The sequence below is a fragment of the Paenochrobactrum sp. BZR 201-1 genome (genome assembly GCF_044987585.2).
GTDB classification, from domain to species: domain Bacteria; phylum Pseudomonadota; class Alphaproteobacteria; order Rhizobiales; family Rhizobiaceae; genus Paenochrobactrum; species Paenochrobactrum pullorum.
The window spans coordinates 39,971-63,687 of the sequence record NZ_JBJDRZ020000007.1 but is presented as its reverse complement, the minus strand read 5'-3'; the positions used below and the strand labels follow the sequence as shown (position 1 = coordinate 63,687).

General features: G+C 49.3%; 22 protein-coding genes and 1 tRNA gene. 12 read left to right on the top strand and 11 right to left on the bottom strand.

Features of this window, described 5'->3' with window-relative positions; genetic code table 11:
• Positions 1 to 49: 49 nt before the first annotated feature.
• Complete coding sequence (locus ACI0FR_RS06405) at positions 50 to 520, bottom strand: DUF192 domain-containing protein (protein ID WP_404906015.1); 471 nt, start codon at positions 518 to 520, stop codon at positions 50 to 52.
• Positions 521 to 641: 121 nt separating this feature from the next.
• Entirely contained in the window at positions 642 to 1,220 is a 579-nt protein-coding gene (locus ACI0FR_RS06400; protein WP_404905981.1) for a cold-shock protein, read from the bottom strand.
• 234 nt (positions 1,221 to 1,454) lie between these two features.
• On the opposite strand from ACI0FR_RS06400, the gene gloA reads away from it, so the two are divergent.
• Positions 1,455 to 1,895, top strand: a complete 441-nt coding sequence (gloA, locus tag ACI0FR_RS06395) for a lactoylglutathione lyase (protein ID WP_404905982.1) — start codon at positions 1,455 to 1,457, stop codon at positions 1,893 to 1,895.
• Positions 1,896 to 2,013: 118 nt separating this feature from the next.
• Here gloA and ACI0FR_RS06390 read toward each other — a convergent pair whose 3' ends face one another.
• The 6 genes from ACI0FR_RS06390 to ACI0FR_RS06365 form a co-directional block, all read right to left on the bottom strand.
• Complete coding sequence (locus ACI0FR_RS06390; RefSeq protein ID WP_374830673.1) at positions 2,014 to 3,045, bottom strand: TIM44-like domain-containing protein; 1,032 nt, start codon at positions 3,043 to 3,045, stop codon at positions 2,014 to 2,016.
• A gap of 114 nt (positions 3,046 to 3,159) precedes the next feature.
• Entirely contained in the window at positions 3,160 to 4,941 is a 1,782-nt protein-coding gene (recJ, locus tag ACI0FR_RS06385) for a single-stranded-DNA-specific exonuclease RecJ (protein ID WP_404906016.1), read from the bottom strand.
• Positions 4,942 to 5,028: 87 nt separating this feature from the next.
• Positions 5,029 to 6,015: a class II fructose-bisphosphatase gene (glpX, locus tag ACI0FR_RS06380; protein WP_374830671.1), complete on the bottom strand. Its 987-nt coding sequence runs from the start codon at positions 6,013 to 6,015 to the stop codon at positions 5,029 to 5,031.
• Positions 6,016 to 6,283: 268 nt separating this feature from the next.
• A complete protein-coding gene (locus ACI0FR_RS06375; protein ID WP_404905983.1) occupies positions 6,284 to 7,600 on the bottom strand; it encodes a homoserine dehydrogenase in 1,317 nt (438 codons plus the stop codon).
• A gap of 108 nt (positions 7,601 to 7,708) precedes the next feature.
• Positions 7,709 to 8,902, bottom strand: a complete 1,194-nt coding sequence (locus tag ACI0FR_RS06370) for an LL-diaminopimelate aminotransferase (RefSeq protein WP_404905984.1) — start codon at positions 8,900 to 8,902, stop codon at positions 7,709 to 7,711.
• 93 nt (positions 8,903 to 8,995) lie between these two features.
• A complete protein-coding gene (locus ACI0FR_RS06365) occupies positions 8,996 to 9,346 on the bottom strand; it encodes a hypothetical protein (protein ID WP_374830664.1) in 351 nt (116 codons plus the stop codon).
• A 555-nt stretch (positions 9,347 to 9,901) separates the two neighbouring features.
• Here ACI0FR_RS06365 and ACI0FR_RS06360 point away from each other — a divergent pair.
• From ACI0FR_RS06360 to ACI0FR_RS06330, 7 genes are all read left to right on the top strand, one after another.
• Positions 9,902 to 10,981 carry a D-Ala-D-Ala carboxypeptidase family metallohydrolase gene (locus ACI0FR_RS06360; RefSeq protein WP_404905985.1) on the top strand — a complete coding sequence of 360 codons (1,080 nt, stop codon included), beginning with the start codon at positions 9,902 to 9,904 and terminating at the stop codon, positions 10,979 to 10,981.
• Positions 10,982 to 11,103: 122 nt separating this feature from the next.
• Positions 11,104 to 11,178, top strand: a tRNA-Glu gene (locus ACI0FR_RS06355).
• Positions 11,179 to 11,280: 102 nt separating this feature from the next.
• The gene (locus tag ACI0FR_RS06350; RefSeq protein WP_374830660.1) at positions 11,281 to 11,568 is read left to right on the top strand and encodes a DUF2218 domain-containing protein; all 288 of its coding nucleotides are present in this window, start codon (positions 11,281 to 11,283) and stop codon (positions 11,566 to 11,568) included.
• 79 nt (positions 11,569 to 11,647) lie between these two features.
• Complete coding sequence (gene sfsA, locus ACI0FR_RS06345; protein ID WP_374830658.1) at positions 11,648 to 12,355, top strand: DNA/RNA nuclease SfsA; 708 nt, start codon at positions 11,648 to 11,650, stop codon at positions 12,353 to 12,355.
• An 11-nt stretch (positions 12,356 to 12,366) separates the two neighbouring features.
• A complete protein-coding gene (map, locus tag ACI0FR_RS06340) occupies positions 12,367 to 13,194 on the top strand; it encodes a type I methionyl aminopeptidase (RefSeq protein WP_374830656.1) in 828 nt (275 codons plus the stop codon).
• A gap of 167 nt (positions 13,195 to 13,361) precedes the next feature.
• Positions 13,362 to 14,120, top strand: a complete 759-nt coding sequence (radC, locus tag ACI0FR_RS06335) for a RadC family protein (protein ID WP_404905986.1) — start codon at positions 13,362 to 13,364, stop codon at positions 14,118 to 14,120.
• Positions 14,121 to 14,322: 202 nt separating this feature from the next.
• Complete coding sequence (locus ACI0FR_RS06330; protein WP_374830652.1) at positions 14,323 to 14,958, top strand: outer membrane protein; 636 nt, start codon at positions 14,323 to 14,325, stop codon at positions 14,956 to 14,958.
• 61 nt (positions 14,959 to 15,019) lie between these two features.
• Here ACI0FR_RS06330 and ACI0FR_RS06325 read toward each other — a convergent pair whose 3' ends face one another.
• The 3 genes from ACI0FR_RS06325 to cbiE all read right to left on the bottom strand — a co-directional run bounded on the left by ACI0FR_RS06325 (position 15,020) and on the right by cbiE (position 19,207).
• Positions 15,020 to 16,747 (bottom strand): ABC transporter ATP-binding protein, encoded by a 1,728-nt coding sequence (locus ACI0FR_RS06325; RefSeq protein WP_374830650.1) that lies wholly within the window; start codon positions 16,745 to 16,747, stop codon positions 15,020 to 15,022.
• 47 nt (positions 16,748 to 16,794) lie between these two features.
• A complete protein-coding gene (locus ACI0FR_RS06320) occupies positions 16,795 to 17,904 on the bottom strand; it encodes a DUF2218 domain-containing protein (RefSeq protein ID WP_404905987.1) in 1,110 nt (369 codons plus the stop codon).
• Between the two features lie 91 nt (positions 17,905 to 17,995).
• Positions 17,996 to 19,207 (bottom strand): precorrin-6y C5,15-methyltransferase (decarboxylating) subunit CbiE, encoded by a 1,212-nt coding sequence (gene cbiE, locus ACI0FR_RS06315; protein ID WP_404905988.1) that lies wholly within the window; start codon positions 19,205 to 19,207, stop codon positions 17,996 to 17,998.
• Positions 19,208 to 19,280: 73 nt separating this feature from the next.
• Between cbiE and cobG the strand changes: the two genes are divergently transcribed.
• The 4 genes from cobG to cobJ are packed head-to-tail and all read left to right on the top strand — an operon-like array spanning position 19,281 to position 23,683.
• Positions 19,281 to 20,624, top strand: a complete 1,344-nt coding sequence (cobG, locus tag ACI0FR_RS06310) for a precorrin-3B synthase (protein ID WP_404905989.1) — start codon at positions 19,281 to 19,283, stop codon at positions 20,622 to 20,624.
• Positions 20,617 to 21,243: a precorrin-8X methylmutase gene (locus ACI0FR_RS06305; protein WP_404905990.1), complete on the top strand. Its 627-nt coding sequence runs from the start codon at positions 20,617 to 20,619 to the stop codon at positions 21,241 to 21,243. The genes cobG and ACI0FR_RS06305 overlap by 8 nt, the downstream gene beginning before the upstream one ends.
• On the top strand, positions 21,240 to 21,983 hold the full coding sequence (locus ACI0FR_RS06300) for a precorrin-2 C(20)-methyltransferase (protein ID WP_404905991.1): 744 nt from the start codon (positions 21,240 to 21,242) through the stop codon (positions 21,981 to 21,983). The genes ACI0FR_RS06305 and ACI0FR_RS06300 overlap by 4 nt, the downstream gene beginning before the upstream one ends.
• The gene (cobJ, locus tag ACI0FR_RS06295) at positions 21,968 to 23,683 is read left to right on the top strand and encodes a precorrin-3B C(17)-methyltransferase (protein WP_374830638.1); all 1,716 of its coding nucleotides are present in this window, start codon (positions 21,968 to 21,970) and stop codon (positions 23,681 to 23,683) included. The genes ACI0FR_RS06300 and cobJ overlap by 16 nt, the downstream gene beginning before the upstream one ends.
• Positions 23,684 to 23,717 lie beyond the last annotated feature (34 nt).

The following is a 23,717-nucleotide window of genomic DNA, read 5'->3' as shown; positions in this document are numbered from 1 at the left end:
CTTAAAAACGCTCAAACCTAATCTGTCGGCAGGTACTAACTCGCAGCCCTTAATCGCAACGCCCGCAAATGGCAGGGTGCACGGCTTTATCACCCGCACTCAACCCCAGCTTTTTAGCCATTCCTGCATTCAGCTCTATCACATAGGCCACCGGCTCGCCGGATGAAACAATATTTTCAGAAAAAGGCGTAGTATTTTCACGGATCACCGCAATTGTGCCATCCGTATGCAGAAAAACCATATCAAGCGGCAGTGGTGTGTTTTTCATCCACATCAGCACCAACCGTACTTGTTTAAAATCAAACAACATGCCGCGCTGAAGTGGTAAATCGGTGCGGAACATTAGCCCACGCATACGACTTTCATCCGTATCGGCAATTTCCAATTCGATCTGCTGTTCACCAGAGCTTGTCATGAAAATAAGCGGATTGGCATCCACTTCCAGACGCATTGGCTCATTATCTTGCGCTGAGGCTGTATGAATAGTCAGCACCATCAACAAAGTGACGATAAAGCCCAAACCGCGCCGCACCATATTGCGCACCATGATATGTGCTCCTGTCAGTCAAACATTATCAAAAAAGATTATATCCGCCTTCAAAGAAGATTGGCAAATCCATAAAATCCGGCTTTGGGATAAATCAGTGCGAAACCGGCATTTGCGTACCGATATCCGGATGGATTTCAGCGGCCATCAAACCTTTGTCACCATCGCCAAAGCGGATCAGTACCACTTGCCCTGGGCGCAATTCAGCCATACCAAAGCGACGCAAGGTTTCCATATGAATGAAAATATCTTCAGTACCTTCGCCGCGGGTCAGGAAACCAAAACCTTTGGTGCGGTTGAACCATTTGACGATCACCCGTTCCAGTCCGCTGGATGGCACCACAGAAGAATGTGTGCGCTGCGGCATCGTTGCCGGATGAACGGCAGTGGATGTATCAATCGATAAAACCTTGAAACACTGCAAACCACGTTCTGAATTGCGCACGACACAAACGATGCGCGCCCCTTCGGAGGCGACCTGAAAGCCATCACGGCGCAAAATGGTTACATGCAGCAAGATATCAGAAAAGGAATTATCATCCGGCACCACAAAGCCATAGCCTTTGGCGACATCAAACCATTTAATAGTTCCTGATACTTCGATCAATTCACCGATATCTTCAGTGGAGCATTGTTCCGTCATATGCTTATCCGACATAGATTTGTCAGCCATTGCCAGTGCTCCTCCTCTCTTGCTGCGCTAAAACAGAAGTTGATTCTGATCGGTAGATTAACACTTCATTAACGGGTGGCCGCAAGTGCTAAGTTGCAAACTTCACAGTTCTCCTCATTTACTTGCCCCATATTATGGCCATCAAATGATGTTCACCTTCATAAATTATACTGAATATGCTGATCTGTTCAGATAATATTCAAATTTTGCGGCTTTGAAAAAGGGACTGAAAAAATGCGTTATCTGCACACTATGGTACGTATCCGCGATATTGATGAATCGCTGGATTTCTACATCAACAAGCTCGGCATGAAGGAAGTTCGCCGTATCGAAAATGAAAAAGGCCGTTTTACTTTGATTTTTCTGGCAACGGAAAGTGACATCGAGCGCGGCAAAGGTGACCGTGCGCCAACTCTGGAACTGACCTATAATTGGGATCCGGAAGACTATACCGGCGGACGTAATTTCGGCCATTTGGCTTATGGTGTCGATAATATCTACGAATTTTGCCAGAACTTGCAGGATCAGGGCGTGACTATCAACCGTCCGCCACGCGATGGCCACATGGCATTTATCCGTTCGCCGGACGGTATTTCTATTGAACTTATTCAAAATGGTGAATCATTGGCACCAAAAGAGCCTTGGGCGTCTGCGCCCAATATCGGCAGTTGGTAATCAACCAACCGCCGTTTGAATCAACTTATCAGCCATACACTCTAAATTACTGAATTGATTCAACAAACAAAAAGCCCGGCACAGTGGCCGGGCTTTTAAAATTCAACAGAAAAACTGCTTATTCATTGGCGCTCTGAATTGCTGAAAGTTGCCATTCGCCACCATCTTCGCGCACGAATGTCCAAAGCTCGGTGCTTTCAGTTGCCTCATCCGGATTACCTTCAACCACATCGCCACTGACGCGATCAAGCATCACATCAATACTGGAATAACGCATCGCAACTGTTGCGTAATCTTTATCACCTTCGCTCCAGGATTCAGAAACATCGCCCTGCAACAGTTTGATATCGGAAACAGAGTTACGCTTGCCGGAAGATGCGATTTCACCCAATTCTTCGGCCAGATAAGACATCGCTTCTGGTGTTGAAAGCTTACGCAATGCTGCGTAATCTTCCCGCCCGTAAGCAGTCTGCACTTCGGTCAGCATTTCTTCAAAACGATTGAGTTCTTCCTGACCAACCGAAAAAGGCTTTTCCTCTAAAACCGGTGCTTCATCAACTTTAGCGCCGAACGGATTGACAGAAGGCGTGCGTCCGCCAACTGAGCCACCTGTGTTTGGCACAGATGATTTTGTTGCACCAAAGCTTTGCGAACCAAAACCCTGTGGCTGGGCATAGGCATTACCCGCTCCGGCCGCTGCCGGTTGACGACGGCTGGCAAAAAAACGCATCGCCAACATTGCCAGCAGCGCAATAATGGCTACCTGCAACAACATGCCGAACATACCCGCCATACCGCCAAAGCCTGAACCGAGCAGCATACCAAGAAGACCGCCCATCATCAGACCACCAAGCATCGAACGGCCGAATCCGCCAAACAGACCCGGCTTGGCTGCATTAGCTGCAGCAGGTGCTGCTGCCGGACGCTGTGCCGTATTGCCGGTATTAGGTGTCATGCTACGTTCAACCGGAGCAGCATTGTTGGGTGCTGTGCGGGTTGGTGCCGGTGCCTGATGCGTACGTGCACCACGACTGCCGAAGCCTCCGCCCATCCGCCGTGCATCGGCAGTATCGATAATGACCAGCGAAGCCGCCAGTCCAACTGCCATAATAGCTAACAGCTGCGTAAAACGCGAAGCAGCACGAAACATACATATCTCCTCAATAGATTTCATTTTTTCATAATATAGAGCAGTATCCACCCTATTACATCCCTTGATCCCTGATACTCGCTCACAAAAATCAGGATTTCTTATATTTTATTGTTAATCAGGCTGGGCTGCATCCAGAATTTGGATTTGTGTCGAAACCGACCCGTTCCAATGATTGAGGTTCAGCGTTCCGGCAATATGAACAGGATGTCCGATGCGGCCAAGCAAAAACTTGCCCAATGGTGCATCAGCTGCACGAAATGCAATTGCATTCACCCGTTTGCCATCAGCCCCTTTGAGGGTCACTTTGACATGATCCCGCCCGACAAGCCGTGCATCCGCAACCACATGATGCGGCAGCGCCAAAACCGGCTGGTTATGGCCGGAACCATAAGGCCCTGCCTTTTGCAAAGCCTGATAAAGTTGAACCGTTGCACCGGATGCCGCCAATGCACCATCAACGGAAAGGCTCTGGTTTTCGCGTAAACTCTTCACCCGTGCACCGGCTTCTTCTTCCATGAAGCCACGGAAAGCGCCCAGTTTATCACGCTCGATAGTAATGCCTGCAGCCATCGCATGGCCGCCGCCCTTGACGAGCAAGCCCTGTTCGACAGCTTTGGCGACAAGTTTGCCCAAATCAATACCATTAATCGAGCGCCCCGAACCTGTGCCGATATTATTTCGATTGAAAGCAATAGCAAAAGCCGGACGGCGCGCTTTATCTTTAAGGCGCGAGGCCAGCAAACCCACAATACCCGGATGCCAGTCATCGCTCGCCGTTACAATTACAGACGCGCCCTCACCACCGGAAATTTCCACCAAAGCTTCTGCTTCGGCTTCCGCCAGCATTTGCACTTCCATCGCTTGACGCTCTTGATTAAGGCGATCAAGCTCTTGCGCAATCGCGTCTGCTTCCGCAGGCTCATGCAATGTCAGCAAGCGTGCGCCAAGTCCGGCATCACCAATACGGCCACCGGCATTAATACGCGGGCCGATCATAAAACCTAAATGGAAAGCATTTAGTGGCTCACCGATACGGGCAACCCGCGCCAATGCCGCCAAACCAATATTGCTTTGAGCATGCGCCACCAACAGACCTTTGACCACGAAGGCGCGATTAACACCTTTGAGTGGCACCACATCACAAATCGTTGCCAAAGCTACCAAATCCAGCAGCGACAATAAATCCGGTGCACTTTTCCCGCGCGCGCGAATCTGCTTCGCTACTTGCACCAATGTCAAAAAGACCACACCGGCGGCACACAGATGCCCTTGAAGCGACATATCATCTTCACGATTGGGATTAACAATCGCCACGGCATTTTCGGGTAGTTCACCGCCCACCTGATGGTGGTCAAGCACCACCACGTCAGCACCGGCTTGCTTTGCTGCATCAATGGAAGGTGCGCTATTGGTGCCGCAGTCTACGGTCACGATCAGCGATGCGCCATTTGCTACCAAATCCTGCATCGCCTGTGGATTAGGCCCATAGCCTTCAAAAATACGATCCGGAATATAAATCTGATAAGGGATATTATAATGCTGCAAAAATCTGGCCATCAGCGCCGATGAACAAGCACCGTCGACATCATAATCTCCAAAAATTGCAATTTTTTCTTGTGCCTCAATCGCTTGAACAATGCGTGTCGCCGCTTTGTCCATATCGGTCAGCGTCAGAGGGTCAGGCATCAGATTACGAATGGTCGGGTCAATAAATTCGGCAGCGCCATCCAGCGGCACACCGCGGCCAGCCAGCACCCGCGCCACCAAATCATGGATGCCATGATTTTGCGCAATCGCCAATGCCGTATTGGCTTCCCGCAAGCCTAAACGATCCACCCATTTTTGTCCGGTGGCAGACTTCTTGACATTAAGAAAAAGGCGCTCTGAATCCATCATGTCTTTTATGAACACAAAAGGCGGCATTTTTGCAATGCCGCCTTTTGAAATATTCAATAAATTCTTCCCGGCCTCAAGCCAATCTTAGAACTTTGACAGATCCTGATGGCGTGCTTTGATTTCACGCACGGTCTGCGAGCTTGAACGCATGACGATGGTGTGGGTCTGGATGTAATCACGGGCAAATTTAACGCCCGACAGCATGTTGCCGTCAGTTACACCGGTTGCAGCAAACAGCACATCGCCTTTTGCCATTTCTTCCATTGTGTAAATCTTGTTTGGATCAGAAATGCCCATCTTAGCAGCGCGGGCAATTTTCTCTTCGGTGTTGAGCTGCAAACGACCCTGCATCTGACCGCCAATGCAGCGCAAAGCTGCAGCAGCCAAAACGCCTTCAGGCGCGCCACCGATACCGATATAAATATCAATGCCGGTTTCTTCAGGATTGGTCGTGTGCATAACACCCGCAACGTCACCATCACCGATCAGACGAATGGCAGCACCGGTTGCACGTACTTCTTCGATCAAACGGGCATGACGCGGGCGATCCATGATGCAAGCGGTAATTGCGCTTGGTGCAACGCCTTTGGCTTTGGCCAAAGCCATGATATTTTCGGTTGGTGTTGCATCAAGATGCACAACACCTTCCGGATAACCAGGGCCTACAGCGATTTTTTCCATGTAAACATCTGGTGCGTAAAGCAGGTTGCCTTTTTCAGCAATCGCTACAACAGCCAATGAGTTCGGCAGGTTTTTAGCGCAGATAGTGGTGCCTTCAAGCGGGTCGAGTGCAATATCGACATCCGGCCCCTGACGGCTTCCTACTTCTTCACCAATATAAAGCATCGGTGCTTCGTCGCGCTCACCTTCACCGATCACAACGGTACCGTTGATCGGCAGATTGTTAAGTTCCTGACGCATCGCATCAACAGCGGCCTGATCGGCTGCCATTTCATCACCGCGACCACGCAATCTGGCTGCCGCAACGGCCGCGCGCTCGGTTACACGCACCAGTTCGAGCGTTAAAATACGATCCAAGCCGTGTGGTTGCTGCTCTGCGGTTTTAGCCATTTGAACAAAGTCCTGAATTTTTAATCGGTTACTGCGATAATAAAACTAAAACATTATATCGCAAGGAAAGTGGCTGCATTCAGATAGGGACACATGCCGTTAAACGACGATACTCTTAACAAGAGTTAAGCGCCGTACGGCTCTTTTGTCAAAGTCTCTTAAGTCTAGCAAGAGGCTTGCAGGCTTAAAAGAACTGCTGTCAAAACCTTAATCGATTTAAGCGGCTACATACTTCATTGCAATCACAGGAAGCTTGTGAAAACGCGCCTTAACCGGCGCGCTCAATACGGATCATCTGCGGTTTATCCACCAGATGGTCATCTTCCAAAATAGTCTGAAGCGCAGATTTTACTGCCGATTCGGTTGTTTCATGCGTCACCAGAATGATGGTTTTGATGCCTTCGGCATGATGATCCATCGGCGGACGCTGAACAATCGATTCAAGCGAAATTTCGTTTTCGGTCATGCGCTTGGCAATGGCAGCAAAGGCACCGAGGCGATCATGCACGGTTAGGCGAATAAAATAACCACCTTCATGATTACGCATTGCCGCACGTTGATAAGGTGCCAAAGCTTTCGCTGGAGTACCGAATACAGGCCCATGCTGGAAGCCAGGACGACTCTTGGCAATATCAGCCAGATCACCAAGCACTGCCGATGCGGTTGCATTGCCGCCCGCTCCCGGCCCCGACAACAACAGCTCACCAAGCAAATCGGTTTCAATTGCCACCGCATTGGTCACGCCATGAACCTGCGCAATGACCGATGAGGTCGGCACCATTGTCGGTTGCACACGCTGCTCAATTCCGTTTGGTGTTTTGAGCGCCACACCCAGCAATTTGATGCGATAACCAAGTTCATCGGCTGCACGAATATCAGCCAGTGAAATATTGCTGATACCTTCCATATAGATATCATCGGCAGCAATCTGATTGCCAAATGCCAAACTGGTCAGCAAAGCAAGCTTATGCGCGGTGTCATTGCCTTCAATATCAAATGTTGGGTCAGCTTCAGCATAGCCCAAACGTTGCGCATCAGCCAAGCAATCTTCGAATGAAATCCCCTCTTCCCACATGCGGGTGAGAATGTAATTGCACGTGCCGTTCATGATACCATAAACGCGCGACACAGTATTACCGGTCAGCGATTCACGCATCGCTTTAATCACCGGAATACCACCGGCAACCGCTGCTTCAAAGTTGAGCAAAATACCTTTTTCTTCGGCAATTTCTGCCAGCGCCACACCATGTTTGGCGAGCAGCGCTTTATTGGCTGTCACTACATGACGTCCGGCATTAAGAGCTGCTTCCACGGACGCTTTGGCAGGCCCTTCATCGCCACCGATCAATTCGACAAAAACGTCGATCTTGTCGGATTTGGCAAGTTCCACCGGATCATCAAACCATGTGATATTGGAGAGATCGACACCACGATCGCGTGTTCGATCACGCGCACTGACCGCAGTAACAACCATTTCTCTACCGCATTGACGGGTGAGCATTTCGGCTTTTTCACGTAAAATACGTAATACTGAGCCGCCAACGGTGCCTAATCCGGCCACGCCGATCCGTAATGCTTCACTCATCGTCTTTTCCTCAAAAGTCTTTCATGGGTTTAGTTTAAGTCGGGGATTCAATTTAAATTTGGATGTGCCGCCAAAAGCTTCAGCGGCACAGAGTTCAAAATACGCCAATCAGGCAGCGCTCTCTTCGTACATACTCAGGAAGCGCTTGATATTGCGTGCGGCCTGACGGATGCGATGCTCATTTTCCACCAGCGCAATACGCACATGATCATCGCCATGTTCACCAAAGCCCAAGCCCGGCGCAACCGCCACATCAGCCTTTTCAATGAGCAATTTGGAAAACTCCAACGATCCCATTGCTTTGAACTTCTCCGGAATTGGCACCCACGCAAACATGGTTGCTGCTGGCGGCGGTACATCCCAACCGGCGCGTGCAAAGCTTTCAACCAGCACATCACGGCGCTGGTGATAGACATTGCGTACATATTCAATATCAGAACCATCACCATTCAGTGCAGCCGTCGCTGCCACCTGAATTGGCGTGAACGCACCATAATCCAGATAGGATTTAACGCGTGTCAGCGCTGCAATCAAACGCTCATTACCAACGGCAAAGCCCATACGCCAGCCCGGCATCGAGAAGGTCTTGGACATAGAGGTAAATTCAACCGCAACATCCATTGCACCCGGCACCTGAAGCACGGATGGCGGCGGTGTACCGTCAAAATAGATTTCCGAATAAGCCAGATCAGACAAAATGATGATTTCATGCTTGCGGGCAAAATCCACCACATCCTTATAGAAATCCAGCGTTGCCACATAAGCGGTCGGGTTGGACGGGAAATTGAGGATCAAGGCAATAGGCTTCGGGATCGAATGTTTGATACCGCGTTCCAATGCCGGAATGAAATTATCATCCGGTTTCGCCTGTACCGAGCGGATCACACCGCCGGACATGATAAAGCCGAAAGAATGAATCGGATAGGTTGGATCCGGACACAAAACCACATCGCCCGGTGCGGTAATTGCCTGCGCCATATTGGCAAATCCTTCCTTGGAGCCCAGTGTCGCAATAACCTGGCTGTCCGGATTGAGTTTCACACCAAAACGGCGTTCATAATAATTGGCCTGCGCTTTGCGCAAACCCGGAATACCCTTCGACGAAGAATACCGATGCGCGCGCGGATCTTGAACCGCCTCACAAAGCTTGTCCACGATATTTTGCGGGGTCGGCAGATCAGGATTACCCATCCCCAAATCGACAATGTCGGCGCCGCCCGCTCGCGCCGCCGCCTTGAGACGATTAACTTGTTCAAAGACGTAAGGCGGCAAACGACGGACTTTATGAAATTCTTCCGACATGATCCTGTTCCGAAAAGGGTTGATATGGGACTTTAGCTATCACGCGCCATCAGCAATATAATAATAGCAGCAGTCATTCATGAAAGGCGTTGATCAATTGCTGTTTTCAATCGCCTGAAGTGTAGCCTTTGTCTCCGCCTGAGTTTGCTTGCGAAGCGCGGCCAATTGGGCTGCAGACATAGGTGTTTCACCTTTCACAGATTTCAGACGTTTGCGCTCCGCATCCAGTGCGATGGTAGCAGCGTCCTTTTCCTGCGCGGTGATCTGGCTGGTTGCCGCCTGAGGCATGCGCCCGAAATTTGGATAGGTACCAGTTCGACGTGCCCCCTCCTGCGGCGTTCCCTGAAATTCCGCTCCGCCCGCGCAACCGCCAAGCGCGGCAATCATCGCCACTGCCACAAGGCTAAGGGTGAAACGGGAGGGTTGCCGGAAGTGCACAATCATATTCGCCTGATCCAAATTTTTTATGAACCCGTTTGCACACCATGGCGCAAAGCGGAGCTGTTGACTGTAGCCAGCCACAACAAACAGCATTGCTATGTCTGGTTAGTATGCCCGTTTTTGTCAATATCAGAGTTGTGCTTTTCGGCGATGTTTTACTTCTTCTTGATAATATTAATTCGTGAGCGGCGATCAAATCAGCCGGATCGTTCAAAATCGGCTCAATTTCAATGATCCAATTTAAAAAATCGCTTCTTTGGTATCATCAAACAGAAGCCTGAATTATTTGAATAAAACGCAATAAAAATTAAAAAATATCACGCATTGTAACATCGCTTTTACAGGCTGTTACTGCCAAAAGATTGCATTCGTTACTATTTAACTTTAAAACTTTGTTAAGCATAAACACCAATCAGCTCATAATCCTCAGGCTCAAGCGCCTGATTTTTCGGCTGATATTTTTGTGTTTAAACAGAAATACCGGAAAACGCACAAACCGTTTTCCAAATAAACCGGTTGCGTCTGCATTGTGCTCCGGTGATCATCTGGAGCCTTGCCTTGATTGCAAATCAGAAACAGACGCAAAAGTTTTTTCTGTATTCATCAACCTGCATCAGTCTGCTCGCAGCTTTTGTTTTAAGCGCCTGCACCGCGACTAGTTCCGGCTCGCCTGCCATGCAGCTTTCTTCGACAGACGACAATTCGCTGGTGGCAGAAGCCTTGCAAACGGCAGCTGACGAAAAAATCGCTGAAGAAAATGCAGCCAAACCGGCAACGCAAGCAATTGAAGCCGACAAAACTGATCTGGCAGATGCAAAGCCTGAAGCGAAAGCGGAAACAGTAGCACTTGCTGCTTTGGAGCCTGCCACGGAAACAGTGGCGGAAAAACCGGTACAAAAGTCAACACTTGTTGCAGCTCTCTTTGCGACACCTAAAACCAGCGATGCTTTTAAGGCAGTCAAACCTGCGTTGAATGCGAACGCAGAAACGACCAAGCCGGCAGAAACCCCAAAACCACAAGCCGCACAAATCACGGCACCTGCCCTGCCGGATAAGGCAGAAAAGCCTGTTGTACTTGCCTCAACTCTGAGCAAGCCATCGCTGGAGTTGAAAAAGCAGCCATCGGCACAAAGTTATAATTATTCATTACCTGGCGTACGCGCTTATGGCGGCTTAGAAATTAAACATCGCAATGCAGTCTATGATGACAGTGACATTGATGCCGATGAGGATGATGATGCACCGCATTTATTGCGCGTATCAGCCCCCGGTCTTGCGCGCCTTGCCCCGAATGGCTTGAAAGTACAGCGCGAATCCGTTGATGTCGCCTGTCTCAAGCCTGAATTGGTCAAGACTTTGCGTAAACTGGAAAGCCATTTCAGAAAACCGGTCATTGTAACTTCGGGTTATCGAAGCCCCTCTTATAATATGAAGGTCAAAGGTGCGCGCAAATCATTGCATATGACCTGTGCTGCTGCTGATGTTCAGATCGAAGGCGTTTCCAAATGGGAAATTGCCCGTGTTGCACGTGCCATGCCATCACGTGGCGGTGTCGGCACCTACTGCCACACCAAATCTGTTCATATCGATATCGGGCCTGAGCGTGACTGGAACTGGAAGTGCCGCGGCAAAAGCTGATTTCATCCCGTTAAATCAGCCACTTATCCACAATGTAAATTATTTTCGCTTTTTTTAAAAAAAATGAATTTAATGGCTTGCGCGGAAGAAATTTCCCACCTATAAGGCACCCACACCAGCGGGCGCCCATCGTCTAGCGGTTAGGACGCCGCCCTTTCACGGCGGAAACAGGGGTTCGATTCCCCTTGGGCGTACCATTCACTGGTATTTTTTTCTTTTTAATTTCCAACAAAATAGTAGCTTATTTAAAACCTGTCTAATAGATTCAACTTATGATCTGCAATCATGAGGAATCAAAGATGGTTATTTCTACTGTTACAGTTGCGACCAAAAGCGCCAGCCGCTACCTGCAACAATTGTGCAAACATTGGTCGCATAAGTTCGAAGTTGAATTTACCCCGCAAACAGGCCGCATTGTTTTTACCGACGGCCGCATTGTAACTCTCAATGCCACCGACGACGCACTCGACATTACCGCTGAAGCCCCTGCTGAAACACAGGCACAGTTGGAAGATGTTGTGGCCAAACATATTATTCAGTTTGCATTTCGTGAAGAATTGACTTTCGACTGGAAACGTCAGGCTTAAACCGCTTTTTCCATACCTTGAAGCATCGCCAAACCACAGGCTTGCAATGCGCAAGTGGTTTGGCGTAAAGCTAATTCCCATGCAGTTCACCCTCCCCCTTGTTACCGGACGTCTTGAGCGTCGTTATAAGCGTTTTCTGGTTGATGCCACGCTTGATGATGGCACATTTATTACCGGATCGGTTGGCAATACCGGCTCGATGCTCGGCCTGACAACACCCGGATCACGCATCTGGATGAGTGTTTCAGATGATCCGAAGCGTAAATACCCGCATGCCCTACAAATTATCGAAGCCGACAACACACTCGTTGGCGTCAATACAGCACTGCCGAATAAAATTGCTGAAGAAGCCATTTTCAAAGGGCTCATTCCTGAACTTGCGGGCTTTGACAGTTTAAAGCGCGAACAAAAATACGGCAAAAATTCACGTATTGATCTGCTGCTGCACAAAGAAAACCAGCCGGATATTTATGTTGAAGTAAAAAATGTCCACTTTACCAGAACTCCTCGCTTGGCCGAGTTTCCCGATACAGTGACAGCGCGTGGCGCCAAACATTTGTTTGAACTTGTCGACATGGCCAAAGCAGGTCACCGCGCTGCGATGCTGTTTGTTATCCAGCGTGAAGATTGCGATATCTTCCGCATTAGCGGCGATTTAGATCCTGCTTATGCGCAGGCATTTCAATTTGCCCGTAAAAACGGGGTTGAGGCTTACGCACTTCGATGCCACATATCACCACAAGAAATAACTGCGACCGAAATGGTCACGATTGATGAAACAGTCTGAACGGATTTATAATGGTTACTTATATTGATGCAACTCAAGCACCCCTCAAACAGACCGGACAGATTAAACTTTACGGCCCTGAAGCCTTTGAATCGATGCGCCAGATTTGTAATCTGACTGCGCGCTGCCTTGATGAATTGAATGACATTGTCAAACCGGGTGTTACCACCAATCAGATCGATAAATTCGTTTTTGAATTCGGTGCCGATCATGGCGCGATACCGGCAACACTTAACTATCGCGGCTACACCAAATCAGTTTGCACCTCAATCAATCATGTCGTTTGCCACGGTATTCCCGATGACAAACCACTGCGCGAGGGTGATATCGTCAATATTGATGTCACTTATTTGAAAGATAACTGGCATGGCGATTCAAGCCGCATGTATGCCGTTGGCCAAATTAAACGCGCGGCAGAGCGTTTGATGGAAGTAACCTATGAAAGCCTGCTGCGCGGCATTACTGCCGTCAAACCGGGTGCGAAAACCGGCGCTATTGGTGCCGCCATTCAAACCTATGCCGAAAGCGAGCGCTGCTCGGTGGTGCGTGATTTCTGCGGCCATGGCGTTGGCCAGATTTTTCATGATGCGCCCAATATCCTGCATTATGGCACACTCAATGACGGTGTTGAAATGCGTGAAGGCATGATTTTTACCATTGAGCCAATGATCAATTTGGGCAAACCGGATGTTAAAGTGCTCAAAGATGGCTGGACAGCAGTTACACGTGACCGCTCTCTGACTGCGCAATATGAACACACTGTCGGCGTAACTAAAGATGGCTGTGAGATCTTTACGTTGTCGCCGAAAAATATCTTTGGCCCGGCATCCATGCGCTAAAGCACTTTGAGCTATATAATTTATATAAAACGCCGCCCAATATAATGATTGGTCGGCGTTTTTATTCATTGAGACTTCATTTTTATATTTATTGTGTTCTAATTACATTGAATAATACGTCAGTTTAAGTCTGTCTGTCTACGCGCAAGGGGGTGAGCCATAGCAGTATGACTAAGAAAACACTTGAAAATGATGAATTACCCGGTTTTTCCGAGCAAACAGCGAAGTTTGCAGCATTAGGTGTCAAACCCGAAGTTCCCCATTACTTCGGGCATCGGGATCGTGTGCGGGAAAAGTTTAGAAAAAACGGCGATGAAAGCATGGCCGATTATGAACTACTGGAATTGCTGTTGTTCCGCTCCATTCCGCGAGCAGATACAAAACCCATTGCAAAAGCGCTGCTTGCGCGCTTCGGTTCGCTCGGTGAGGTTTTAGGCGCACCGGAACATCTGCTTTGCGAAGTGCGCGGCTGCGGTAAATCCGTGGCCTTTGATTTGAAACTTGTGGCTGCTGTCGGCAAACGCCAAAACCGTAATGAGATCATCGGCCGCGTAGCACTCGATGCATGGAGCAAAGTCGTGCAATATTGCATGACAGCCATGGCCTATGAAGAGCGTGAACAATTCCGCATTTTGTTTCTGGATAAAAAAAACCAACTCATTTCGGATGAAGTTCAACAAACAGGCACCGTTGATCACACGCCTGTCTATCCGCGCGAGGTAATCCGGCGCGCATTGGAGCTTTCATCCACCGCGATAATTGTCGTGCACAACCATCCCTCAGGCGACCCGACCCCATCAAGTGCAGACATACAAATGACCAAGCTTTTGATCGAAGCAGGCAAACCTTTAGGTATCACGATCCATGATCATATTATCGTTGGCAAAAATGGCCACATCAGTATGCGCGGATTGAAACTGATCTGATTTGCAGCTTTAGCGACAGTTACCATTCATTAATCATGCTGGTAAATTTAAGCGGTTCTGCTGCCTGTTTGAGGCACCTCTTCAGCAATTTAGTCATAATTATCGGAGAAATTCACTGCAACAGCACCGGAAGATCACAGAATCGGATGGCGCGAAGTGTATTAAAGCCACGGCGTTGAGTTTGGTGGCGATGGAGTCCCCGATGAGTAAAATGCATATTTTGATGATGAGCCTCAGCGTAGCAATTGTAGCGGCACCTGCTGCCGGTCATGCTGCTGATTACCTCAACAACAACGATTATTCTTACGACACACCTGTTTCCTCCGGCTCGGATTGGAACAACAACTATGTTGGTGCACAGATCGGTGCATCTTCTTCCAAAGTGCCAAGCCCGTTCTCAAGCCGCTCCGGCATTTTGACAGGTGTTGTTGCCGGTAAAAACATCCAGAGCGGTAATTTCGTCTTCGGTGGTGAAGTTGAGCTGAACTTTGCTGAAGCTGAACATAATATCGGTAATGGCGGTCGTTTGCAGCAATCCTGGAATGCCGCAGCCAAAGCCAAAGCCGGTTATGCAATGGATAGCACTCTTATCTATGGCACACTGGGTTATGGCACCACCAAGTTTAAAAAACAGGAAGCAACCACTAAGGGTCCGGGCTGGGAAGGTGGCGTTCTGGTGGGTGCAGGCGTTGAGCAGAAGCTCTCTGGCCCGCTTTCCGTCAAAGCTGAATATGACTATATGCGCATCAGCAATGTAAAGTCGGAAGTGAACGGCGTGAAACAGTCCAACAAACTGCATAACCACATGCTCAAAGCTGGCTTGAACTACAGCTTCTAATCAAATTAGCACAATCCACAACAAAACGCCGGACTTCAAAAATCCGGCGTTTTGTTTGTCTTTATTCTGCTGCGACTTGCTCGAACTGCACATCATGCAAGCGCTTATAAATACCGCCTACTTTGAGCAAATCATTGTGGGTGCCCTGCTCGGCGATGCCATGTTCATTGACCACCACAATACGATCAGCATTACGGATTGTTGCCAGACGGTGCGCAATCACCAGAGAGGTACGTCCATCGGAAAGTTCTGCCAATGAGCGTTGAATGGCGCGTTCCGTTTCGGTATCAAGTGCCGAAGTCGCTTCATCCAAAATCAGGATTGGCGGGTTTTTCAAGAACATACGTGCAATAGCCAGACGTTGTTTTTGTCCGCCCGACAATTTAACGCCACGCTCCCCGATCATTGTTTCATAACCATCAGGCATGGATTCAATCATCGTATCAAGGCGTGCACGTCGCGCTGCTTCACGAATATCTTCCAAAGTGGCATCCAGACGGCCATAAGCAATGTTTTCACGAATGGTACCACCAAAGAGAAAGACATCTTGCTGCACAATACCGATCTGGCTACGCAGCGATGCCAATGTCATTTTGCGGATATCGATACCATCAATTTTAATGGCACCGGCATTCACTTCATAAAAGCGCGGTAAGAGCGAACAAAGCGTCGTCTTACCGGCACCCGAAGGGCCGACAAAAGCTATGGTTTCACCGGCCTTGATGTCCAGACTGATATTGTTGAGAACCAGCTTCTCCGGTGAATAACCAAAACTGACATTTTCAAAGCTGATATCCCCTTTAAGATCGGCAACAGCCACGGCATCAGGTGCATCGACAATATCCGGCTCGGTTTCCAGCAGCTCAAGGTAGCGTTTGAAGCCTGCAATACCCTTCGGATAAGATTCAATCACCGAGCTGATTTTCTCAACCGGACGGATAAATACTGTTACCAAAAGCAGGAAGGAAACAAAACCACCGGCACTCAGCTGATCCTGCAGCACGAAATAAGTGCCGGCCAGCATCACAATCAATTGCGTCAAACGCATCGACAAATAAGTCAGCGATGTCGAAGCTGCCATGATCTTATAAGCATTCAGCTTGGTCTGACGGTAATTCTGGTTGTCACGGGCAAAAAGTTCACGTTCATGGTCTTCATTGGCAAAAGCCTGCACCACACGCATGCCGCCGACATTTTCTTCCACACGTACGTTAAAATCACCCACGCGGCGGTAAAGAGCACGGAAATTCTGCGTCATACGGCTGCCGTAACGGCCTGATACCCAAACGACAAAAGGCACAACCGCTGCCGTAATCAGCGCCAGTTGCGGATTGACATAGAACATCAAAATGAAAGCGCCGATAAATGTCATAATGGCAATGAAAAGATCTTCAGGACCATGATGGGCAACCTCGCCCACTTCTTCCAAATCTTTGGTAACCCGTGCAATCAGATGGCCGGTTTTATTATTATCATAAAAGCTGAATGATAATTTCTGCATATGGTCAAACAGCTTGCGACGCATTTCTGTTTCAATATTGATACCAAGCATATGGCCCCAATAGTTCACAATCGCCATCAAACCGGTATTGACCAGATAAATCCCTAATAGAGCGGCCGACGCGACTAAAATCAGCCCCCAGTGTTGGCTCGGCAGCAAATCATCAACGAATAGTTTGACGGCCATCGGGAAGCCAAGCTCCAGAAGGCCTGCCAAAATCGCGCAGCCGAAATCCAAAAAGAACAACCCCTTATAGGGCTTGTAATAGTCCATAAACCGACGAAGCATCTTCATTCCAAATTACTGGCAGACTGCCGATATTTCAGGCGCCTGCATTATTCCCGTCTTGCGGCATCTCCACTGGCGCCTTTGCGCCAATAAGCAACAACCAGATGTTTCTCGCGGGGAATTTTCTTCTCCTTGCGAATAAAGCCTCTGATTGAACGAAAAGCACTAAATTCGCAGCCCACCCAGACAAAAATATTCTCTTCATGATCCGGATAATCAACGGCTTTCACAGCATCATAAAGTAGTTCTTTATTGTCATCTTTGGTAGCATTACGATGAAGCCAGCGAAGATCAAGCTCTGCTTTTGTTTTTAAGAGTTGTTCTTCCGCTTTATCAGCAATTTCTATCCGCACTGTGGCTTTACTGCCAGCAGGCAGACTTTCCAAAATGCGCGCAATAGCGGGAAGCGCCGTTTCATCACCGGCCAACAAATACCAATCAGCCGTCAAAAGCGCACTGCCGCCACCTGGCCCTGTCATGCCGACAATATCACCGGGTTTTGCCTCGACAGCCCAGCGCGCTCCATAACCACCATCCTGATCGCCATCTTCGTCACATTCATGCAAAACGAGATCAATATCGACAATACCGGCATCCGCATCAATATGACGGATAGTATAGGCACGTCCGACCAATTCCTTTTCGCCTTCAGGCCAGACCGGAATGCCATTTCCCCCCATCACCGGCCATTCAGGTTTCACATTTTGATGCTTGGGGAAAAGAAGACGCACATGCAAACCATCGCGGGTAAAGCGCTCAAGGTTTTCACCTCGCAAACGCACACGACGCATCAAAGGGGTTACTTCAGTATTTGAAACCACCTGCATTTCACGTAAAAATGCCAATACAGTTCCTGCACCACCATCACCGCTCCAGACAATTTTGGCGCCCGATTTTTCCGCTTTCAATGTCTCGGTCAACTGATAGGCAATGGCATATTTCATATAAGCCAATCCTGCATCATCTTCAGATGTTACACTGACGCAAAATTTTTCAGGCTCAGCCGACAAATCCGCCGAACCATAAGGCAGCGTAATTTTTGTAACCGCACTATCTATAGTGATCTGCGCATGTTCTTCAAAAATTTTGGTAATTTTATCGATGAGTACGGAAGGATCCTGAACCGCAGTTTCAAGATTAGCTTGCAAAATGGTCATGGATTTTCCCCTTCCGCCAGTTTCAACTGCAGATTGACTGCATCATCCAAGACCTACCTATTTAAACATGATAATTCAAGTCATATTTAAATCATTGCGGTTTTTGCGAACACAAAATTGTGACCGGCAAAGCCTGCCGCCAGACATCAAAAGAACCAAGCTCTGCTGCTTGCGCCATCGAAATACGCACCAACTCGCCCCCATATTGTGCACGCCATTGATGCAAAGCCATCTCGCTTTGTAAGGTCACCGCATTGGCCACCAAGCGCCCTCCAGGCTTCAGCGCACCCCAACAGCTTTGCAAAACATCCCTGCCCGTCACACCGCCACCAATGAAAATTGCATCCGGCGCTTCAAGACCAGTGAGTGCTTCCGGCGCTTTACCACGCACCAATTGCAATGCCGGAACACCTAAATTTTCAGCATTTTTTAAGATAAATTCTTGTCTTTGTGCATTGGCTTCAAGGGCGATAGCACGGCAAGTCGGGTGCATCCGCATCCATTCAATACTGATTGAGCCGCAGCCCGCACCCACATCCCACAATAATTGATGCGGCTGCGGCATCAAACGTGCAAGCGTGACGGCGCGAATATCCTGCTTGGTCAATTGACCGTCATTGATAAAATGCTCATCGCTTAGACCAGCGCCAAGCGGAAAGACGACAAAATGTTCATCTGCGATACATTCAATCGCCAAGATATTCAAATCAGCACAATCTTGCGCCTGCCATGAGGCTGCTTGCCCACGAATAATGCGCTCTTTTTCGCCGCCCAAATGCTCCAATACGTTGACCTGACTACTCCCGAATCCGCGCGCGTGCAATAATTTTGCCGCCGCCAAGGGTGTTTTGCCGCTATCGCTCAGCACCAAAAGCTTGTTTCCGGCATGAATATGTTTTTGCAAAATCGCCAGTGGCCGACCATGTACGCTTAAACATTCCACATCCTGCAAAGCCCAGCCCATCCGTGCTGCGGCCATTGCATAGGAGGATGGAAAAGGAATGATTTCCACTTCATCAAGCGTGAAATGACGCATCAGGCTGGCACCCATGCCGAAAAACATCGGGTCGCCGCTGGCAAGCACTACAACCGGCTTGCTGCGCATTGCCTCAATCATCTGATAGGATTTTGAAAACGGTATCGGCCATGCGTTTACTTCTGCCTGATGATGGCCTTCCACCAAAGCCAGATGACGTTCGCCCCCAAAAATAAACACTGCCGAAGCAATGGCATTTCGTGCTTGCTGTCCAAGACCAGAAAAACCGTCCTCGCCAATCCCGATCACTGTCAGCCAGCGTGCCATCTTTTTTGCTCCTTTTACTCTCAAGACTGGTTTGACTGTGGCATGATTAAAGATCAAGGCGTATAAGAAAAAAATGCCCGCAAACCTACTTAACATTGCTCCTTCTACTGACCGTCGCAGCGCCTGTCCCGGATTATTCCGCATGACCCGCGCATTGGATGGGTTTATCTGCCGCATCAAGCTGCCACTTGGTCGGATCACATGCCAGCAAGCAGACGAAATCGCACGGCTCAGCCAGACCTACGGCAATGGTATTATTGAGCTGACGATTCGCTCCAATTTACAATTGCGCGGCGTAAAACCTGAAAACCGTGAAGCTTTGATTGCAGCTTTAATTGCATGCGGATTAGGCCCATTACGACCTGAGGGCGATGATGTGCGCAATGTCATGGTCAATCCGACCATTGGCATGGATGCAATCCAATTGACCGACACCACCGATCTCGCCAATGAACTGTTGCGGATTTTGCAATTAACGCCGCGCTATCACGCATTGTCGCCTAAATTTTCACTGCTAGTTGATGGCGGCGAGGCTTGCGCTATCACTACCCATCCAAATGATATTTGGCTCAGTGCTTGTGAGGACGGCGAACATTTTGCATTCGGCTTTGCCTCCATGCCGCTTCAGTCTGATTATATAATCAGGCAAACTGATGCTCTTGCTTTTGTCTGTACTTGTCTGGACACATTCTTGGCGCTGGCAGAAAAATTCAACATCAGCCGGATGAAGCAATTATTTGCCTATATCAGCCATGAAGAATTGATCGCTGAAATAGAAAAACAATTTAGCGGAATTATTGCATCAAGCCACTGGCAGCGCCAAGAGGCAAAAGCTTTTACCCAACTCGGCCAACACAAACATCGTGATGAAACGAAATACTATGTCAGTGCGATGCCGTTTTTAGGACGGCTTTCACCACAAGACCTGCAAAAACTTGGCATCATCGCTCTGTCTGCCGGTGCTGATTATTTCTGCCTCACCCCTTGGCAAAGTTTTCTGATCCCCAATATTGATGCGGAAAAAGCGCCAGCCATTTTACGAGCATTACATGAGGCAGGCTTTGCCACCAAAAGCCACGATATTGCCGCCAATATCCGTGCCTGTTCCGGTTCAAAGGGATGCGCTTCCGCTTTAGCAGACACGCAAAGCGATGCCAAACAATTGGCACAGCTGCTCGGACAAAAAACAATGCCGTTTATTCATCTGACCGGCTGTGCCAAGTCTTGTGCATCTTTAAGTGCCTTGCCGGTCACGCTTTTAGCCACCAAACCACAACATTATGACCTCTTTTTGCAAGACAAAACTGGACGATCACGTTTTGGAAGGCTATTGGCCAGCAATATAACAATTCAGGATGCAGCCAAATTGCTGCAACAACACCAAATATCCAAACCTACAGGAACCGGTAATGTCTGATTATATTCGTGACGGACAGGCGATTTACGATCGCTCTTTCGCCATCATTCGTTCTGAAGCCAATCTGGCAAACATTCCTGCAGACATGGAAAAACTGGCCGTACGCGTGGCGCACGCTTCCGGCATGGTTGATATCATTGATGATCTGGTATTTTCAAGCGGTGCGGGTAAGTCCGGCCGCGATGCATTGCTGGGTGGTGCGCCAATTATTTGTGATGCCCGCATGGTTGCTGAAGGTGTGACCCGCGCAAGATTGCCAGCCGATAATCAGGTCATTTGCACATTAAACGATCCGTCTGTGCCGGAACTGGCCAAAAAACTTGGCAATACCCGTTCTGCCGCCGCCCTTGAATTATGGTTGCCGCATCTGGAAGGCAGTGTCGTTTCTATCGGCAATGCGCCCACCGCCCTTTTCCGCCTGCTTGAAATGATCGACCAAGGCGCACCAAAGCCTGCGCTCATCATCGGTATGCCGGTTGGTTTTGTAGGTGCCGTTGAATCGAAAGATGAACTGGCGGCCAACAGCCGTGGCGTTCCTTTCGTGATTGTGCGTGGTCGCCGTGGCGGCAGCGCCATGGCCGCAGCCGCCATCAATGCGCTGGCTTCGGAGAAGGAATGATGAGCGCAACGCCAAAGGGTAAATTATATGGTCTTGGTGTTGGGCCCGGTGATCCGGAGCTCATCACCCTCAAAGCCCTGCGCCTGCTCAAAGCCTCGCCAGTTGTTGCCTACCACGCTGCCAAAGGCAAAAAAGGTAATGCGCTGACCATCGTCGAAGAATTTTTGTCACCCGACCAAACACGTATGCCGCTGATCTACCCGGTAACAACCGAAAAGCTGCCGCAACATATGAATTACGAGCAGATCGTCAGTGATTTTTATACCGAAATCACCGATCAACTGGCAGAATATCTTGATGCAGGTCAGGATGTAGCGGTGATTGCCGAGGGCGACCCGTTTTTCTTCGGCTCATTCATGTATATTCACGACCGTCTGGCGCATCGCTTTGAAACCCATGTCGTGCCCGGTGTGTGCTCGGTACTTGGTGCCTCTGCCGTGCTGGGTGCACCGCTTTGCTATCGCAATCAGGTGTTGAGCATTCTTTCCGGCGTCATGAGCTATGATGAATTGCGCGAAAAAATCCGCAATACGGATGCTTGCGCCATCATGAAACTGGGTAAGAACCTTGCCAAAGTGCGTGATGTTTTGCGCGCAGAAGGCTTGCTTGAACGCGCACTTTATGTGGAACGCGCCACGATGCAAAATCAACGCATTATCCCTCTTGATGAAGTCAATGCCGATGAATGTCCGTATTTCTCGCTGATCCTCGTACCGGGTGAAAAATGGAACGGACTATGAAACTTGCGCCTGCCATTTTGATTTTAGGTCAAGCCAGCTTAGAGGCGGCCAAAACCATTGCCAGCCTTTATCAAGGGGCTGAAATTTTCGGGCTTGAAACGCGCGTTCAAGGTGCCGACAAGACCTATCCGCATTTTGGCGACACATTACGCGCGCTTTATCAGGAAGGCCGTCCACTGATCGCTTTATGCGCCAGCGGTATTATCATTCGCGCGCTCGCCCCCCTGCTCAGCAACAAACAGGCAGAGCCGCCGGTATTGAGTATTGCCGAAGATGGCAGCGCCGTCGTGCCGCTACTTGGTGGTCTGACTGGCGTTAATGAAATGGCAAAGAGCATTGCCAAAGCCTTTGATGTCAAACCCGCCATCACCACCAGCGGTGAATTGCGCTTTGGCATCAATCTGTTGCATCCACCAAGCGATATAAGCTTGGCCAATCCTGAAACGGCCAAAAAATTCACCTCCGATTTGCTGGCAGGTGAAAATTTGCGCCTCATCGGCCAGTCGCAATGGATCAGACGTTCCAAATTACCGCTCAAAGATGACGGCACTTTAACAATCCGCATCACGCCGGAATTAACGACACCCAACGATAATGAGCTGGTCTATTATCCGCGCACCATTGTCATCGGCATTGAAAAACCTTGTGCCGATTTACACGATCACGTGGTAAAAATTTTGACAAATGCAGGATTGGCACCTGCCTCGCTGGCATTGATCCTTGCCCATGAGCGTGATTGCAACAATGACGATATCCGTCATTTCGCGGCGCAATCCGGTTTGCCATTGCGTTTTATCGTGTCAGATGGAGCTCTCGCCCCGCACAGCGTCGATGAACCGGTCAAGCTGATTGAAGACAGTCACGTCACACTCGCGATTGCCAATACACCAGAAGACATCGTCTTATGTGGTCGCCCGCGTGGACGTTTGAGCGTTATTGGTCTGGGCCCCGGCGACAAGCAATTCACCACGCCTGCCGTGCTGGCGGAACTTGACCAAGCGCAAGACCTGCTCGGCTATGAAACCTACATTAAAATGGCCGGAACCTTGCGTGAAGATCAGCGCATTTATGCAACTGACAATCGTGAAGAAATGCAGCGCGCCCGCCACGCCTTTGAACTGGCAGCCTCTGGCCGCTCGGTAGTGATGGTTTCATCGGGTGATCCGGGTGTCTTTGCCATGGCGACCGCGGTGATGGAAGCCCTTGACCAAAGTGATAATCCAAGCTGGCACGCGGTTGAGCTGGTCATTCAGCCCGGCATTTCTGCCGCGATGTCGGCAGCCGCTAAAGCCGGTGCGCCATTGGGGCATGATTTCTGCATCATTTCGCTGTCAGACAATTTAAAGCCGTGGAGCGTGATTGAAAACCGCATCCATCATGCAGCTTTAGCTGATATGGTAATCGCGTTTTACAATCCGGTTTCCAAAGCGCGTCCGCATCAGTTAGGCCAAGCCATTGAGAAATTGCGCGAGCTACGTGCGCCTTCAACACCAGTGATACTGGCACGCGATATAGGTCGTCCAGCTGAAGGCTTACGCCATATTACCCTTGGTGAACTGCATTCCGATATGGTGGATATGCGCACGGTTGTACTTGTCGGCTCCAGCCTGACACGGACATTTGGCACCAGCATGGGGCAAAAATGGACCTATACACCACGCTGGTATGGCGGCGCGCATCGTCCCGAAGGTTTCAGGTAAATCACAAATACAAAAAAGGCAGGGAATTCCCTGC

What these genes read in the sequence shown, in the direction of transcription:
- ACI0FR_RS06400 (WP_404905981.1), bottom strand. Translation starts at nt 1,220, where the DNA reads ATGGCTGACAAATCTATGTCGGATAAGCATATGACGGAACAATGCTCC.
- gloA (WP_404905982.1), top strand. Translation starts at nt 1,455, where the DNA reads ATGCGTTATCTGCACACTATGGTACGTATCCGCGATATTGATGAATCG.
- ACI0FR_RS06390 (WP_374830673.1), bottom strand. Translation starts at nt 3,045, where the DNA reads ATGTTTCGTGCTGCTTCGCGTTTTACGCAGCTGTTAGCTATTATGGCA.
- recJ (WP_404906016.1), bottom strand. Translation starts at nt 4,941, where the DNA reads ATGGATTCAGAGCGCCTTTTTCTTAATGTCAAGAAGTCTGCCACCGGA.
- glpX (WP_374830671.1), bottom strand. Translation starts at nt 6,015, where the DNA reads ATGGCTAAAACCGCAGAGCAGCAACCACACGGCTTGGATCGTATTTTA.
- ACI0FR_RS06375 (WP_404905983.1), bottom strand. Translation starts at nt 7,600, where the DNA reads ATGAGTGAAGCATTACGGATCGGCGTGGCCGGATTAGGCACCGTTGGC.
- ACI0FR_RS06370 (WP_404905984.1), bottom strand. Translation starts at nt 8,902, where the DNA reads ATGTCGGAAGAATTTCATAAAGTCCGTCGTTTGCCGCCTTACGTCTTT.
- ACI0FR_RS06365 (WP_374830664.1), bottom strand. Translation starts at nt 9,346, where the DNA reads ATGATTGTGCACTTCCGGCAACCCTCCCGTTTCACCCTTAGCCTTGTG.
- ACI0FR_RS06350 (WP_374830660.1), top strand. Translation starts at nt 11,281, where the DNA reads ATGGTTATTTCTACTGTTACAGTTGCGACCAAAAGCGCCAGCCGCTAC.
- sfsA (WP_374830658.1), top strand. Translation starts at nt 11,648, where the DNA reads ATGCAGTTCACCCTCCCCCTTGTTACCGGACGTCTTGAGCGTCGTTAT.
- map (WP_374830656.1), top strand. Translation starts at nt 12,367, where the DNA reads ATGGTTACTTATATTGATGCAACTCAAGCACCCCTCAAACAGACCGGA.
- radC (WP_404905986.1), top strand. Translation starts at nt 13,362, where the DNA reads ATGACTAAGAAAACACTTGAAAATGATGAATTACCCGGTTTTTCCGAG.
- ACI0FR_RS06330 (WP_374830652.1), top strand. Translation starts at nt 14,323, where the DNA reads ATGAGTAAAATGCATATTTTGATGATGAGCCTCAGCGTAGCAATTGTA.
- ACI0FR_RS06325 (WP_374830650.1), bottom strand. Translation starts at nt 16,747, where the DNA reads ATGCTTCGTCGGTTTATGGACTATTACAAGCCCTATAAGGGGTTGTTC.
- ACI0FR_RS06320 (WP_404905987.1), bottom strand. Translation starts at nt 17,904, where the DNA reads ATGACCATTTTGCAAGCTAATCTTGAAACTGCGGTTCAGGATCCTTCC.
- cbiE (WP_404905988.1), bottom strand. Translation starts at nt 19,207, where the DNA reads ATGGCACGCTGGCTGACAGTGATCGGGATTGGCGAGGACGGTTTTTCT.
- cobG (WP_404905989.1), top strand. Translation starts at nt 19,281, where the DNA reads ATGCCCGCAAACCTACTTAACATTGCTCCTTCTACTGACCGTCGCAGC.
- ACI0FR_RS06305 (WP_404905990.1), top strand. Translation starts at nt 20,617, where the DNA reads ATGTCTGATTATATTCGTGACGGACAGGCGATTTACGATCGCTCTTTC.
- ACI0FR_RS06300 (WP_404905991.1), top strand. Translation starts at nt 21,240, where the DNA reads ATGATGAGCGCAACGCCAAAGGGTAAATTATATGGTCTTGGTGTTGGG.
- cobJ (WP_374830638.1), top strand. Translation starts at nt 21,968, where the DNA reads ATGGAACGGACTATGAAACTTGCGCCTGCCATTTTGATTTTAGGTCAA.